We start from the raw sequence: 12,799 nt of genomic DNA, 5'->3' as shown, positions 1-12,799 counted from the left end.
CGATCAGGTGCGAGCGAATCCGCCCGCGTATTCGGATCGGGCGAAGCGCCCGGCGGGCTGGAATCGAGCGAGGATATCGGTGGCGGGCTGCCCGGTGACCTGCTCGATATAGGCGCTCGCGTCCTCGGGGGTCTCGATGCCGAGGAACGGCTGGGGGTGGTGCAGCAATCCGACCAACGCGCTCGCGAAACGCGGTTCGACCGCGGCGGCGGCGAAGAACTGGTTGGCGATATCGCCCAGTTCGGGATCGCTGAGGAACAGCCGGGTGACCTTGGCCGCGGCGTCGCTGCGGGCGGCGAGGAATTCGGCGTAGCGGGCGGCGAGCCACTGTTCGTCGAACGCGCCCTCGTGCACGGCGGCCGCGACGACCAGGCGCTGAGCCTGGATCAATCCGCTCTGCGCGCCCTGCCCCGCGATCGGGTCGTAGGCGACCGAAGTGTCGCCGAGCGAGCCGACGACGTGACCGCTCGCGGTGCGGCCGACCCCGGCGCGCACGACGGGACGCACCGCACCTTTCAGCCAGGAATGCGGGTCGTCGGAGATCACCTTCGTGGCGAGTACCTCGGGCAGATCCCAGTCGATGTAGTCGCGGTACAGCTCGGTGACGATCCGGTGCGCGGATTCGGCCGAATCGGCGGCGGCGAAACGCTTCTCCCACTCGCTGCCCGGGCGCGCCCAGCCGAGGAATGCCCAGCTCGGGCCCGCGTCCTTGTGCAGATAGGGACCCCACCAGGCCTCGCCCTGTTCGGCGAGGATGGAGAATCCGCTGTGCCCGCCGCCCGCGGGGCCGCGATGGGCGAAGACCTCGCGGTCGTGACCGAGTCCGGTGACCGTGACGGTGAGCAGCGACCGCTGCGGCGCGTCGTAGACGGTGCGGGTGTCGTCGACGGGGAACAGTTCGGACAGCCCGCCGCGGCCGGTCGCGACCAGCGTGAGGTCGTTCTCGGCGGCGATGGTGTCGAGCCGGTCGAGGCTCACCGGTTCGACGACGAACCGTCCGCCGCGTTCCCGGAACGCGGTCAGCCGTTCGTCGGCTTTGAGCCTGGTGTCGACGGCGACGCCGACATATCCGTCGAATTCACCGTCGAAGGCGATCAATTCGGCGTTGTCCGGGCCCGCGATGCGGACGCTGAGGCCGGTATGCCGCGGCGCTCTCGCGGTGTAGGTATCGAGTCCGAGGGCGAGTTCGGCCTGCTGGGTCACACCGAATTCGAGCGCGGTGCCGGTGGCGGGTACCTCGTCGCGTAACGCGCGTTGATCGCGCTCGCTGTAGAGGGTGACGGTGAAGCCGGCGTCGAGCAGTCCGATGGCCGCGGTGACGCCGGTCTGGCCGGCGCCGACGATCGCGGCCGAACGCGTGGAACGTGAAACGGAATTCTGCGATGTCATATTTGCATGGTGCGTCCGCGAGAACTTCTCGTGGAGGGTTGCGATCAGTGGGAACAGATGCCCGTCCGTGATGGCTCGCGGGCCTACGATGCACGCATGTCGTTCACCGTTGCCGCATTGTCCGGGGACCGCACCGAGCAGTACCGTGAGTTGAATGCGCAGGCCACGGCCCTGATCGCCGGGGAATCCGACCGCGTCGCCAATGCCGCGAATCTATCCGCGCTGATCTTCCACGCACTGCCCCGGCTGAATTGGGCGGGTTTCTATTTCTTCGACGGGCACGAACTCGTCGTCGGGCCTTTCCAGGGGAAACCGGCGTGTGTGCGGATCGCCATCGGACGCGGTGTCTGCGGTACCGCGGCGCGGACGCGACGAACCCAGGTCATCCCGGATGTGCACGCGTTTCCGGGCCATATCGCCTGCGACGCGGATTCCCGATCGGAAATCGTGGTGCCGCTGGTACTCGGAGACGAACTGATCGGCGTGCTCGATCTCGACAGCCCCGATCCCGGCCGATTCGACGACACCGATCGGCTCGGACTGGAGGCTGTGGCGCGAGTATTCCTCGAAGCGCTGTAGAACGCGGTCTGTCGACTCTCCCGGCGATTCCGTTCCGGGAGAGTCGACAGGGCCTACCGCGACGACCGTCGATTCGTCACGATCGCGCTGCGCTCGCCGACCTTTCGCCCGCACTCCAACCGAAGGGCAGTTCGGCGCCGTTGAGCAGATGATCGCCGATGGCCCTGGCCTTCTGGATCGCGGGATTGTGCACCGAGATGGTTCTGGCGTTGCGCCAGTGCCGGTCCAGCCGCAACTTCTCCGCGACGATGGACGCGCCGCCCACTTCGAACAGCAGGCTGGTCGCGGGGAGCACGGTGTCGATCACCCCGAGTTGCGCCTGTGCCGCCGCGAGTTCGACCGCGACCAGCGCGCTTTCGTCCTTGGCACCGTTCGCGAGTACCTCGTCGAGCAGATCCGCGACGGCGAGCACCGCGGCCCGCGCGGTGAACGCGGCGGCGGACAGCCGCCCGATCACCTGCTGCACCAGCGGATCCTCGCGCGGGAGGTCGGCGGCGGAATGGGTGTAGCCGCGGGTGCGCGCGCCGACCCAGATCCTGGCGTCGATTTCGGCGCGCGCGGCGATACCGGCGAGCACCGCGAGTTGCACCAGTTGCAGGTAGCCGGTGGCGTAGGTGGGACCGGGCACGCCGTATCCCGGTCCGAGGATCTGTTCCGAGGTGACGGTGACGTCGCTGAATTCGGTGGTGCCGCTCGCGGTGATGCGCTGCCCGAAGCCGTCCCAGTCGTCGTGCTGACGCACCCCGTCGGCATCGGCGGCGACCAGCACCCCGACCCGCTCGCCGTCCAGGTCGGCGGCGGCGAGGATGTGGTCGGCGTACAGCGATCCGGTGCTGTAGTACTTGGTGCCGTTCAGCAGCCAGCTCGCGCCGTCGCGGGTCAGCCGGGTGCGGTAGCGGTCGACCGCGCCGACGCCGGGTTCGGTGATGGCGTTGCCGACCAGCGTGCCCTCGCTCACCGCGCGCAGCCAGTGTTCGCGCGCGGGGCCGGGCTCGGCGAGCAGCTGATCTTCCACGAAGGAGTAGTGCACGCGCAATGCCTGCGGCAGGTTGGATTCGGCGGCGGCCAGGTCGATGAGCAGGCGGAACAGTTGACGGACCGTCGCGCCGTATCCGCCGAATTCGACGGGAACCCGCAGGGCGCCGAAGCGGGCGGCGCGCAACCAGCCGATTTCCTCGTGGGCCAGCCGTCTGTCCACCTCGCGCTCGACCGCGCCTTCGGCGATCCGGTCGAAGATCGGCCGGAAGATCTCATCCAGATCGGAGTCCGCGGTGGTTGTCGCCTCGATCGATGTCATCACCCCACGATGGACCCGCGTCGGCGCGCGTTCACGGGTTGCGCGCAGCGGGATCGGAATGCGTGCCGACCCCTATTTACCGAGGCATTCGGTGGCGATCTTCGCGTTGGCGGCGCGGGCGCGATCCCCGTCCTCCTTGCTCATACCGAGCGTGGCCGGATCGGCCGTCTTGTTGTCGTATTCGTCGCCGATCATGGTGCGCAGCCCCTGCTGGGAAATGCCCTCGGACACGTAGAGTGCGGCGGCGCAGTCGGCGAGATCCTTGTCGCGCAGGCCTTTGTCCTGCAATGACCGTGACAGGTCGGCCGCTGTCAACGCCGGGGGTTCGGTCGCGCTGTCCGAGCCGCACGCCGACAGGATCGGCAGCGCGACGACGGCCGCGGTGACCAGGAAGATCCGCACCTCAGTCCTCTTTCTCGCTTCGGTGACCCCGATAATGCCGCACCGGGTAGGTCGGGGGCGAGCGAGTGCGGACGAATCATCCGGCCAGCGGTCCGACGAACCGGTCGGCGAACGCGCGCAGGGCGGTCTCGTCGTGCAGGTCGAAATATCCCTCGGGGGTGAGCACCACCGATTGGGCGAGACGCAGCGCGATCTCCGCCGCCGCGTCGGCGTCGACCGTCATAGTCTGGCCGTCGGCGAGCAACTCCCGGCATTGCGCGGCAAGGAATTCACGGCAGGCCCGCAGCACCGGACCGCCGTCGGTGGTCAGATACGGCACGAACATCTCCGGTTCGCTGGTCAGCAATCGCGCAACCAGGGCGTCGGTGCGCACGATGAGCACCGAGCGCACGAAACCCTCGACCAGCCGTTCGCGCACGGTCGCCCGATCGGAGACCGCGGCGGCCGTCTCGGCGAGCAGACCGAGTATCCATCGCTGAAAAGTGGCCGCTACCAGGTCGTTCTTGGTGGCGAATCGACGGTAGACGGTCGCGCGGTTGACGCCGGCCCGGCGCCGGATGTCGTCGACGGAGGCGCGCCGCAACCCGAATTCGGTGAATTCGGCCAGTGCCGCGTCCAGGATTCGCTCGGTGATCGGATCCGGTTCGCCCGCGGGCATATCGAGCAGCGTGGCGAGCGAAGGGAATTCGGCATCGGCCATGGGTTCATGCTGCCATGCCGCCGCCGACGCGGGCCGGGACGTCATGCGGCAGTGACATGTTCGCGTGCGGCACGCTCGCGCGCGATACCCGCGAGCGCTCGCGGCTGGTAGCGCAACTGTTCGGGCAGCAGCGGCCAGACCCGGCGGATCAGCGCGACGCGGAGCCGGAATTGCCTGCGCTGCCACGGCCCCCACGCCAGTCCGAGACGGTCACGCAGTACCGCGGGCATGGTGCCCGCCGCGACGAGTCGGTATTGATGCATGAACGCGGTACCGAACAGCCGCCACACCGCGTCCGGCACATATGGCAGGCGCATCTCGTCGGGACGATCCAGTTGGCGCACCACCCAGGCGGCCGATTCGGTGACGACCAGTCGCTCGGCGCACATGCGGTCGTAATAGGCGCGGAACGCGTACCAGTCCTGCGGCATCGGCCGCTCACTGATGCCGTAGAGCCGGTACCACTGGATGCTCTCGCGGTAGAGACGCTGTTTCTCGGCGTCGGTGAGCCGGTGATCGAAGATGTCGGCCATCATGATCGCCGACCAGACGAAGGTGGCGTGCGCCCAGAAATAGGTTTCCGGATCGAGCGCGTGATAGCGCACTCCGTCGGCGTCGAAACCCTTGATTCCGCGGTGGTAGTCGCGGACCGCCGCAGCGGTGGCCACGGCTTCCGGTCCGTCGTAGACGGTTCCGGCGATCTGCGGAATCGACCGGAAGATGCGCTCCCACGGCTCGTTGAAGAAATCCGAATGCTGGGTGACGCCCGCACCGAGCGCGGGCAGCATGAGTTGCATGATGCCCGCGGCGGGCGCCATCAGCATGACCCGCCAGTCGCCGAAGTATTTCCACAGCAGGGAATCCGGGCCGAGCGTCCTCACGTCCTCGGCCGCGTCCTCACAGGCGGTGTCCTCACTGGCTGTGTCTTCACGGGCGGCGTCATCGTTGATCGACATCGTCGTCATCACACTCTCGTTCACTCGGTGAATAAAGCGACAATAAATCACTCTTTGTTGCTATGCAATGGTCCAGCCCTTCGACGCGGGGCGCGCTGCTACTGTTGGCGCAGCGCCAATGAAAGAACGATCGGATGAGTATGACGACGTTGAACCATCACCGGGTGGGCAGCGGTGAACCGCTGGTCCTGGTACACGGCATCGGCAGTCGCTGGCAGGTCTGGGAACCGATCATCGACGCCCTCGCCGCGCACTTCGACGTGATCGCGGTCGACCTCCCCGGCTTCGGCGGGTCCGCGCCGCTGGAACACACCACCGTCGCCGCCCTCGCCGACGCACTCGCGGAATTCCTCCGCGCGCAGGGGATCGAACGCCCGCACCTCGCGGGCAATTCGATGGGCGGGCTCATCTGTCTGCAACTCGGCGCGCGCGGACTCGCCCGTTCGGTCACCGCCTACTCCCCGATCGGGTTCTGGGACCGGGCTGGTCGCATCTGGTGCCAGCGATCACTGGGCGCAGCAAGGGGTTTGGTCCGGCCGTTGCGGTCGGTGCTGCCGAAACTCCTCGGCACGGCCGCGGGCCGCACCGCGTTCCTCTACCTGGTCTTCGGAAAGCCCTGGTCGGTGGATACGGCGGTCGCCGTCGACACCGCCAACGGAGCCGGTGACGCACCCGGGTTCGCCCAGGCACTCGCCTCGTTCGACACCGCGCGCCTGCGCGATATCGGCGCGCTGGCCGACATACCGGTCACCGTGGCATGGGGCAGCCGCGACGTCCTGCTCACCTACGCCACCCAGAGTCGCCGTGCCGAGTCGGCGCTACCCGACGCGGAACACGTCACCCTGCGCGGCAGCGGGCACACGCCGTTCTACGACGATCCGGACGCGTGCGCGAAGGTTCTCCTCGACACCGCGGGCGCCGCCTGAGCGATTCGGCCCACCCTACCGACGGACGCGCCGACCGGCGGGCAAGGCGAACAGGGCGATTCAGCCGCGATCGGTCAGCGTCGCCGGATCCGCGGTGCCGAGCAGGATGCGCACGGCATTGCCCCAGCGCTGCTGGATGATCCGGTTGCTGTCCGTGTCACCGGTCAGCAGCACGCGCAGGGCACGGCCGGTCATGATCTCCAGGGTGAATTCCGTAATGGTCGGCACGCGTGGATCATCCGGGAACTCCGCGCGGAAGAGATCGCGAATACTGGTGTGCATCAGATCGAACAGCCGATGTTCCAGCGGCACGAAGGCCGCGAGCAGTTCGGGATCGGTCCGCGCGCCCACCCACATCTCCAGCGCCGCCAGGAACGACGGACCGTCGAGCATCCGCATGGTCAGTTCGACGGCGTATTCCAAGCGGTCCGTGCCGTCGGGAATAGCCTCGAATTCCCGGCCGAGCTGGTCGAATCGCTGCGCGGCGACATATTCGACCGCACCGGCGAGCAGCGCGGCCCTGGTCGGGAAATGATGTTGCAATGTGCCGCGCGCCACCCCGGCCCGCTTCTGCACGGCCAAGGTGGTGGTGCCCGCGTAACCGTCCTCCACCAGCGATCGCACCGCCGCGTCCAGGAGCCGCGTCCGCATGCGCGCCCGGCGCAGCTCCTGCGTCTCCCGGACGCGTTCGGTCATCGAATCACTGCCCCTGCCAACGGGGTTCGCGTTTCTGCGCGAAGGCCAGCGCACCCTCGGTGGCATCCTTGGAGAACAGCACCGGCAGCGCGATCTCGCCCTGTTTCGCGAAACCCTCCTCCACCGACCAATCCGGGGACTCGTCGATGATCCGCTTACTGGCCGCGACCGAAAGCGGTGCCGCGGCAACGATTTCCGCCGCGAGTTCCAGTGCGACGGCGAGCGCGCCGCCGGGTTCGGTGACCCGGTTGATCAGACCGAGGTCGTAGAGTCGCGCGGCGCTGATACGTCCGCCGGTCAACGCCAGTTCCGCGACGATCGGACGCGGCAGCCGCTGGGTCAGACGCAGCACACCACCGCCCGCGGCGACGAGTCCGCGTTTCGCCTCGGGGATGCCGAACTGGGCGTTGTCCGCCGCGACGATCAGGTCACCGGACAGCGCGAGTTCGAAACCGCCCGCGAGCGCGAACCCCTCCACCGCCGAGATCATCGGTTTGACCGGCGGACGCGCGCTGATGCCGAGCGGCCCCCGTCGCTGCGTGATGGGCATTTCACCCTTCGACGCGGCGACGAGATCCATTCCGGCACTGAAGGTTCCGCCCGCGCCGGTGAGCACGAGCACGCGCGCGGAATCGTCGGCCTCGAAATCGTCCACCGCGGCCTCGATGGCCTGGGCGGTCGCCAGATTGATGGCGTTACGCGCCTCGGGACGGTTCACGGTCAGCACGGTGATGGCATCGCGCCGTTCGACCAGAATCAGGTCGGTCATCGGTGTCCTCTCCTCAGAGCAGAGTGAGCTTATCGGCAGCGGCGATCTCGACGGGCGCGCCGAGTGGGTCACCGCCGGTGAACGCCGCGATCGTGTCGGCGTCCGAGGCCCTGACCAGTATGCGGGCGCCGTCGGCGTTCAGTGCGCTGATCACCACCGCCTCCGGTTCGTCGCCGCCGTCGCGGGCCTTGCGATAGGGGACGGTGTACGCCTCGACGGTCGCCGGACCGGTGTAACCGGGGGCGATCTCGCGGCGGGCGGCGACGGGTTCGGCCTCGACCGCGCGGAACAGCGAGCGCGGCGGGCGGGCCCCGAAGACCCCGACACCGTGTTTGGTGATGTACCAGCCGAGAGCCGTGGTGAGACCGTAGGTCTCGGGTTCGGCACGCAACAGTCCCACCATCGTCGCGATCGAATGCAGGGCGTAGTTGTTGCCCGGTCCACCGGCGAAGGTGAGTCCGCCCGTGACCGACAGCGGCCTGCCCGGATCGTCGATCGGCAGGCCGAACGCCTCCGCCGCCACCTGCACCGCGATCGGGAAGCAGGAGTAGAGATCGAGATGCGCGACGTCATCGATGCCGATACCGGCTTCGGCGAGCGCGGCGCTTCCGGCCGCTGCGATGGCCGGTGAGGCGCCCATGTCGGCCCGTTCGGTGACGAACCATTCGTCGGTAGCGGTGGCCCCACCGTGCGGGAAGATCCAGCGGTCCTTCGGCACCCCGGCCGCGTCGGCGGCGGCGGCACTGCACACGATCAGCCCCGCGCCCTGGTCCACCGTGAGATTGGCGACGAGGAGTTTGGTGTAGGGGCTCGACACCGCGCGGTTGGCGGGCGTCGGCGTCACCAGATCCGCGGCCGAGCGCGGCGTCGGCATCCAGGCATAGGGATTGCCGACCGCCAGCTCCGACAGACGCGACCACAACCCGCCGATACGGTCCAGGTGTTCAGCCTCGCTCAGTCCGAGCCGGGCGCGCAGCGCGGTTTCCATCAGCGCGTAGAAGTACACCGGTCCCCACAGCCCGGCCGCGGTCTCCATCTCCGAATTGGGGCCGCGGTCGGAACCGATGATCTCGGTCGGCAGCACCATCTCCGGCTGCTCCGGCCAGTCGACGGCGATACCGCCCCGACTCGCCGCGTTCCACGACGCGACGGCCTCCGCGCCGGTGATCAGCGCGATCTCCGAGCGCCCCTCGGCGATGGATCGCGCGACAAGGTTCAGCAGCCGCTGGGGCGCGTCACCGCCGAAACGCACCGATTGCAGTGTGCGTTTCGGATTCGCGCCGACTTCGGCCGCGACCAGCGCGCCCAGATCCGAGTAGGGCCTGCTCACCGGGGCGACGGCGGCGATCAGATCCGCGTCACGCAGCAGGCGCGCGCCCGCGCCGCTGTCCGCGCCCGCGCGGCGCAGCGATTCGGCCGCGAGTTCGACCGGTCCCGGCAGGCCGGGGTCGCCGCTTCGGTGCACCACCTGGCCGACGCCGACGAGTACCGGCGTCCGCGGATCCATTCCGGCTGGCAGCATCATTCCTCCGCTTCGCTCAGTTACCGTCAATATTGACGGTAACTCGGGTTCGAGTACAGCAGAGCGGGGCGGGAACAGGCAATAGTCACGGTCGATAAAACTGACTCACGGGTAATATCCGGGAATGGATTCCCATATCGCCGTGCGATTCGACGACGACCGCGCCTACGTCACCCTCGATCGGCCGGACAAACACAACGGCCTGACGATCGGCATGCTCGAAGGTCTCGTCGACGCGGCGCGCACCGTCGGACGCCGCGACGGCGTGCGCGCGGTCATCCTCTCCGGCAACGGCCCGAGTTTCAGCAGCGGTCTCGACGTCGCGAAGGCCACCGGCGATCCGCTCGCGATGGCGCGGAATTTCATCCCGCTGCCCTGGCGCGGCACCAACACCTTCCAGGAAGCCTGCTGGGCCTGGCGTCGACTTCCGGTACCGGTGATCGCGGCGGTGCACGGCCGCTGCTTCGGCGGCGGTCTCCAGATCGCCCTCGCCGCCGACATCCGTTTCGCCACCCCCGATGCCGAATTCTCGGTGATGGAGGCCAGGCACGGACTCGTGCCCGATATGACCGGCGCCGCCACGCTTTCCCGGCTCGTCGGCATGGACAAGGCGCTACTGCTGACGATGACCGCCGATACCGTCGACGCCGCCTACGCCGCGCGCATCGGTCTCGTCACCGAGGTGAGCGACGATCCGATCGCGACGGCGGAAGCACTCGCCGACCGCATCGCCACCCGCTCACCGCACGCCGTCGCGGGCGCCAAACGGCTGTTCGAGCGGTCCTGGCAGGCATCGACTCGCCGTACGCTCGCGATAGAGCGCGCCACGCAACTGCCGTTGATTGTGAGGCTTGCCGGTCGACGCGGCGATCGATGATGAATTAGCCGCCATTTTGGTTTGATTCGGGATACATGTCACCAATTCGGTCGGTTCTACTGCTAGCATTTGCTCGATTTGCCAGCCAGCTGAAATGTGGCTCGAAACACATAACGGGGGTTGTGGATCGTGCCAACTTCGGCGAGACCCCCGGAGGGCCGCACACCTTGAACAAGACCGCATCCATCCTGCTATCGACTCTGGCGGGTGCCACGGTTTTGCTCCTCACGGCGACTACCCCTGCCGCGGCAAACCCCAACGCGATCAACCCCATCCCGGTGCTGAACGGCACGACCGGCCTGCCGAACCTCGGCGGCCGGACGAAGGCCGTATTCCAGGTGACCGGCATGGCGAGCCCGAACAACACCCAGTCCTACAACGTCCTCGGCACCGATCTCGGCATCATGTGGGACAACGGCCAGGGCGAGATGCTGACCGCCTTCGGCGACACCGCGGGTGTCGGAGTCCCGAACCTGCTCGCGGGCAGTACCTGGGCGTGGCGCAGCAATATCCTGGTCCGCAGCCATACCCAGGACCCCTCCGGCGGCATCTACTTCGACAGCGTCGTCCGCGACATCGTCGGTCAGGCACGCGATCTCGTCCCCAGCCCGAAGATCCCGTTCATCGAGATCAGCCGGATACCGACCGCGGGCATCGCGGTGAACGGCGTCCAGTACATGAGCCTGATGTCGGTGAAGACATGGGACAACGTCGGCGAGTGGACCACCAACTTCTCCGGGCTCGCCGCGTCGGCGGACAACGGTGAGACGTGGGCCGATCTCGGCAACACCCGCCGCCCGAACGAAGGCGGCAACGCCAACTTCCAGATGAACGCTTTCCTGAAGGACGGCGGATACGTCTACGAATACGGAACCCCTTCCGGCCGGAACAACGCGGCGTTCGTCGGGAGGGTCGCGGAGAACGATATCCAGAACCTGGGCGAATACGAGTACTGGGACGGCGAGAAATGGTCGCGCAAGGGTGACGTGAATGCCGCGGCGCCCATCATGGGCGGCGTCGGCGAACTCTCGGTGATGTACAACGCCTATCTCGGACAGTTCATCTCGCTCACCACCGACGCGTTCAATTCGGTCGTGATGCGTCGCGCTTCCTCCCCGGTCGGCCCGTGGAGCCCGCCCGAGGTGCTCATCGACACCCGCGAGCTCCCGACCGCGTACGCGCCGTCGATCTTCCCGTACCAGACCGGACGCGACCTGTACTTCCTGACCACCGTGCACAGCCAGTACAACGTGGTGCTCATGCGCAGCACGCTCTGAGACGACGAGAGACCGGACCGGTGTTCGCCACGGGCGAGCACCGGTCCTTTGTTTTCCCCGTACGGCTTGACCTCGAGGTTGGTTGATGTATTCGACTGGGTTCGCAGACCCACTCGTCGACCCCAGGAGGTATCCGTGACCGCCCTGTCCGCCCCCGAGACCACCGCGGCCGTTCGTCACTGGTTGCGCGCCAACGCATCCGCGATCATCGCGACCGAGGCCGATCACACCGGCCCCGATCTCGACCCGCTGATCGACCGGCTCGCCTCCGCCACCGTCGTCGGCCTCGGCGAATCCACCCGCTTCTCCCGTCAGACCTACGGGGTGCGCGAGCGGATCCTGCGAGCACTGGTGCTCCGGCACGGATTCCGCGCGCTCGCGATCCAGGACAGCGCGCGTTCGGGCGACCGGTTCGACGCCTATGTGCGCGGCGGGACCGGTGCGCCGGAGGATGTGCTCGCCCAGGCCTGGCGTCCGCTGCGCACCGCGGAGACGATCGCGACGATGGCGTGGCTGCGCGCGTACAACATCGAGCATCCGCACGATCCGGTCACGATCTTCGGCGTGCGACCACCGGACGCGGAATCCGCCGACTACGACGCGGTTCTCGACCATCTGCGCGTCGCGGCGCCCGAACTGGTACCCGCCGTCGAAGCCCATCTCACGCCGATCCGCACCGCCCACCGGATGGACGAACACGTCCAGCGGCACCGGGGCGTCCATCCGGGACGGCCGTTCGCCGAACACGCCCGTGACGCGTACGCGGTGCTCGACGGATTGCCCGCGTCACCGGCCCGGGACGCGGCGCTCGACCACGCGCGGGTGATCGTGGAATTCCACGAGAACAGCGTGGCGGGCCGCGGCGGATTCGCCGGAGACGAACTCCGTTCGGCACGAAGGATTCTGGAGCGGGCCGCCGCGTCCCGGATCGTCTACTGGGACGGAATCGCGCATATCTCGGCGATCCCGGTCGGCGTCGGCCGCACCGATCCGGACGCCTTCGTCAGCACCGGCAGCCATCTGCGCGCTCGGCTCGACACCGGATACGTCGCGGTCGCACTGGGCTTCCATCACGGCGATCTCGGGACCGGGCGGGCTCCCGACCCCGCGCCCGACCTGCTCGACGCCGAACTCGGGCACGTGGACCTCGACGCGTATTTCGTCGACCCGCACGCCGAAGCGCCGGACGCGGTGGCCCGTCGATGGCGTGAACCGGCCGCCATGCGTGTCATCAGCGGGATCTACGACGAGTCGAAGGATTCCGAGGCCAATATGACGGTGGACGCGCTGCTCGACGCCTTCGACGTGCTCGTTCACATACGAGAGACCTCACCGGTCGAGTGGTTGCCCGAATGAGTTCGCCTATCCGGTGGACATGACCGTGGCCGCCGGTTCGGCGGCCTGCCCGT

At 68.0% G+C, this 12,799-nt stretch carries 13 protein-coding genes; 5 read left to right on the top strand and 8 right to left on the bottom strand.

Features of this window, described 5'->3' with window-relative positions; genetic code table 11:
* Nucleotides 1-3: 3 nt before the first annotated feature.
* Nucleotides 4-1,389: a styrene monooxygenase/indole monooxygenase family protein gene (locus DAT37_RS03580; RefSeq protein WP_109523147.1), complete on the bottom strand. Its 1,386-nt coding sequence runs from the start codon at nucleotides 1,387-1,389 to the stop codon at nucleotides 4-6.
* Between the two features lie 96 nt (nucleotides 1,390-1,485).
* Between DAT37_RS03580 and DAT37_RS03575 the strand changes: the two genes are divergently transcribed.
* Nucleotides 1,486-1,968, top strand: a complete 483-nt coding sequence (locus DAT37_RS03575; protein ID WP_109523287.1) for a GAF domain-containing protein — start codon at nucleotides 1,486-1,488, stop codon at nucleotides 1,966-1,968.
* A gap of 76 nt (nucleotides 1,969-2,044) precedes the next feature.
* On the opposite strand, the gene DAT37_RS03570 is transcribed toward DAT37_RS03575, so the two are convergent.
* From DAT37_RS03570 to DAT37_RS03555, 4 genes are all read right to left on the bottom strand, one after another.
* A complete protein-coding gene (locus DAT37_RS03570) occupies nucleotides 2,045-3,265 on the bottom strand; it encodes an acyl-CoA dehydrogenase family protein (protein WP_109523146.1) in 1,221 nt (406 codons plus the stop codon).
* 72 nt (nucleotides 3,266-3,337) lie between these two features.
* Complete coding sequence (locus tag DAT37_RS03565) at nucleotides 3,338-3,667, bottom strand: hypothetical protein (RefSeq protein WP_109523145.1); 330 nt, start codon at nucleotides 3,665-3,667, stop codon at nucleotides 3,338-3,340.
* A 76-nt stretch (nucleotides 3,668-3,743) separates the two neighbouring features.
* Nucleotides 3,744-4,367, bottom strand: a complete 624-nt coding sequence (locus tag DAT37_RS03560) for a TetR/AcrR family transcriptional regulator (RefSeq protein ID WP_198654057.1) — start codon at nucleotides 4,365-4,367, stop codon at nucleotides 3,744-3,746.
* A gap of 41 nt (nucleotides 4,368-4,408) precedes the next feature.
* Nucleotides 4,409-5,323: an oxygenase MpaB family protein gene (locus DAT37_RS03555; RefSeq protein WP_157978253.1), complete on the bottom strand. Its 915-nt coding sequence runs from the start codon at nucleotides 5,321-5,323 to the stop codon at nucleotides 4,409-4,411.
* A 134-nt stretch (nucleotides 5,324-5,457) separates the two neighbouring features.
* Here DAT37_RS03555 and DAT37_RS03550 point away from each other — a divergent pair, with 134 nt between their 5' ends.
* A complete protein-coding gene (locus tag DAT37_RS03550) occupies nucleotides 5,458-6,249 on the top strand; it encodes an alpha/beta fold hydrolase (RefSeq protein WP_332873261.1) in 792 nt (263 codons plus the stop codon).
* A 60-nt stretch (nucleotides 6,250-6,309) separates the two neighbouring features.
* On the opposite strand, the gene DAT37_RS03545 is transcribed toward DAT37_RS03550, so the two are convergent.
* The 3 genes from DAT37_RS03545 to DAT37_RS03535 are packed head-to-tail and all read right to left on the bottom strand — an operon-like array spanning nucleotide 6,310 to nucleotide 9,236.
* The gene (locus DAT37_RS03545; protein ID WP_109523141.1) at nucleotides 6,310-6,945 is read right to left on the bottom strand and encodes a TetR/AcrR family transcriptional regulator; all 636 of its coding nucleotides are present in this window, start codon (nucleotides 6,943-6,945) and stop codon (nucleotides 6,310-6,312) included.
* A 4-nt stretch (nucleotides 6,946-6,949) separates the two neighbouring features.
* On the bottom strand, nucleotides 6,950-7,714 hold the full coding sequence (locus DAT37_RS03540; protein ID WP_109523140.1) for a crotonase/enoyl-CoA hydratase family protein: 765 nt from the start codon (nucleotides 7,712-7,714) through the stop codon (nucleotides 6,950-6,952).
* Nucleotides 7,715-7,727: 13 nt separating this feature from the next.
* A complete protein-coding gene (locus tag DAT37_RS03535; RefSeq protein ID WP_109523286.1) occupies nucleotides 7,728-9,236 on the bottom strand; it encodes an acetyl-CoA acetyltransferase in 1,509 nt (502 codons plus the stop codon).
* A 124-nt stretch (nucleotides 9,237-9,360) separates the two neighbouring features.
* Here DAT37_RS03535 and DAT37_RS03530 point away from each other — a divergent pair, with 124 nt between their 5' ends.
* The 3 genes from DAT37_RS03530 to DAT37_RS03520 all read left to right on the top strand — a co-directional run bounded on the left by DAT37_RS03530 (nucleotide 9,361) and on the right by DAT37_RS03520 (nucleotide 12,746).
* The gene (locus DAT37_RS03530; protein WP_109523139.1) at nucleotides 9,361-10,113 is read left to right on the top strand and encodes a crotonase/enoyl-CoA hydratase family protein; all 753 of its coding nucleotides are present in this window, start codon (nucleotides 9,361-9,363) and stop codon (nucleotides 10,111-10,113) included.
* A gap of 167 nt (nucleotides 10,114-10,280) precedes the next feature.
* Nucleotides 10,281-11,390 (top strand): DUF4185 domain-containing protein, encoded by a 1,110-nt coding sequence (locus tag DAT37_RS03525; protein WP_109523285.1) that lies wholly within the window; start codon nucleotides 10,281-10,283, stop codon nucleotides 11,388-11,390.
* A gap of 135 nt (nucleotides 11,391-11,525) precedes the next feature.
* The gene (locus tag DAT37_RS03520; RefSeq protein ID WP_232839474.1) at nucleotides 11,526-12,746 is read left to right on the top strand and encodes an erythromycin esterase family protein; all 1,221 of its coding nucleotides are present in this window, start codon (nucleotides 11,526-11,528) and stop codon (nucleotides 12,744-12,746) included.
* The last annotated feature ends 53 nt before the right edge of the window (nucleotides 12,747-12,799 follow it).

This window comes from Nocardia aurea, assembly GCF_003123685.1.
In the GTDB taxonomy this organism is placed as follows: Bacteria; Actinomycetota; Actinomycetes; order Mycobacteriales; family Mycobacteriaceae; genus Nocardia; species Nocardia aurea.
Note: the sequence above shows the minus strand (reverse complement) of the source record. Positions and strands in the feature narration are given on the sequence as shown.